Below are 1834 nucleotides of genomic sequence, written 5' to 3'. Positions count from 1 at the left end.
CCGCCCCCACCGGTCCCCGCCCCCACGGGTACGAGTCTCGCGCCGGACGTCAGGACGTACGCCGCGAAGTACAGGAGCAGTACGCCCGTGAGCAGCGGCACGCCTGAACTCCCGTGCGCATGCACGTGCGACGGCGTCGCGGCCATCACGGCGGCCATGTAGACCATCGCCAGCGCGCCCACGAGGTGATGCGCGTGGTGTCCGACCAGCCCACTCCCGCGCACCGCCCACAGCGAGCGCACCGCCGCCACCCCGAACACCGCCAGGTACACCGGCCACGCCCACCCCGGCGGCGTGAACACCCCCGCCGGTACCGCCATCGCGGCCATCCCGAACCCCATCACCGCCTCGCCGCCCGCGGCCCCGCGCTGCCCCTTGTCCGCGCTGCGCATCCGCAGCAGGCAGTACGCCCCCGTCGCCGCGCACAACGCCACCAGCGGCCAGCCGAGCGAAGCCGGTCCGTGCACGTGCACCTCCCCGTGCCGTGTCCTGTGCGTTCGTGAGTGAATCCGTGCCGGGTGTTCGCATGCCGGGTGCCCGCAGGCCGGGCCTCCCGTTCCTGGCGTTCCGCCCAGAGCCGTCATGCCCTGAGCGTTCCGTACGAAGTGAGCGATGCCCGGGGCGGGCGGCGCGCACGCGAGCGCAGAAGTGCACGAGGGGGCGTGAAGGGGGTTCCCGACGCGCCGCACCCGCGTGCCGGACCACTCGCCGGCACCCCGGCCCCGATCCGCAGGGTCGGCCTGTCCGTCGCCGGAGTCGGACAACGTGACGGTGACGCAGCGTGTTTGACGGGACGTCAGCCCGCCGTGCTCCGGTAGACGCCGAACACCCCGCCCTGCGGGTCGCGGAGGACGGCGATGCGGGGGCCTTCGGGGACCGTCATCGGGGCCATCAGGGTCGTACCGCCCGAACGTCCGGCGGTGGACGCCGTGTTGTCCACGTCGGTCACCGCGAAGTAGGGGAGCCAGTGCGGGGGGACCTCGGGCGGAAAGCGGTCGTCCATGGTGAGCATGCCGCCGAAGTCCTCGCCGCCTACGCCGAGTTGGGGGTAGCGGGCGGAGGAGCTGATCGTCCAGCCGAAGACGGTGGTGTAGAAGGACTCGGCGCGTGAGGTGTCGCGGGTGAGGAGCTCGACCCAGCCGAGGGCGCCGGGAGAGTTGAAGACTCCGGCGCCCGGGAAAGTCTTGCCCTGCCAGAGCTGGAAGACCGCGCCGCCCGGGTCCGCTGCCACGGCGAAACGGCCGATGTCGAACACGTCCATCGGGCCGACCAGCACCGTGCCGCCCGCCTCGACGAGCAGCCGGGTGCTGACGTCCGCGTCGGACACGGCGAACGACACGTTCCAGGCGACCGGCTGACCGGGCTGGTACAGGGGCGTCAGCGCGGCGACTGCGTCCTCGCCGAGGTACGCCATCGTGTAGCCGCCGGCCTCCTGCCGGGGGTCCGTCTCCGTCCGCCAGCCGAACAGCCCGCCGTAGAACCGTTTCGCCGCGTCCAGGTCGCTGGTCCCCAGCTCGGTCCAGCAGGGCCCGCCGGGCACGGGCGCGTCGAGCTTCATGACGTACCTCCCTAAAACACCCCGAGGCCGGCACGGGAGTCCTCCGGGACCGGCGCCTCGGAGGCGGCGCCCCTTGAGGCCCGCCCCACGGAGCACGGACCTTCCCGGAACCGCCCCCCAGAACGAGCCCCTTGAAGCCGAAGCCGAAGCCGAAGCCCGAGCCCGAGCCCGAAGCCGAAGGCCGGGAGCGGTCCCGGAACACGCGTCCTGGGAGTGCCTCGGAGCATGCCCGCCGGACAGGGACCCCGGAAAGAGCCCCTCCCTGCACGCTAAGCC

At 73.0% G+C, this 1834-nt stretch carries 2 protein-coding genes; both read right to left on the bottom strand.

Features of this window, described 5'->3' with window-relative positions; translation table 11 throughout:
* A partial coding sequence (locus tag AOK24_RS44835) for a DUF5134 domain-containing protein (RefSeq protein WP_055725525.1) occupies window positions 1-467 on the bottom strand: 467 nt, incomplete at its 3' end.
* Between the two features lie 329 nt (window positions 468-796).
* Window positions 797-1558, bottom strand: coding sequence for a VOC family protein (locus tag AOK24_RS44830; protein WP_055725524.1), 762 nt, complete (start codon window positions 1556-1558; stop codon window positions 797-799).
* Window positions 1559-1834: the final 276 nt, after the last annotated feature.

The organism is Streptomyces niveiscabiei (genome assembly GCF_001419795.1).
Classification (GTDB): Bacteria; Actinomycetota; Actinomycetes; order Streptomycetales; family Streptomycetaceae; genus Streptomyces; species Streptomyces niveiscabiei.
This window is presented reverse-complemented; position numbering and strand designations above follow the sequence as displayed.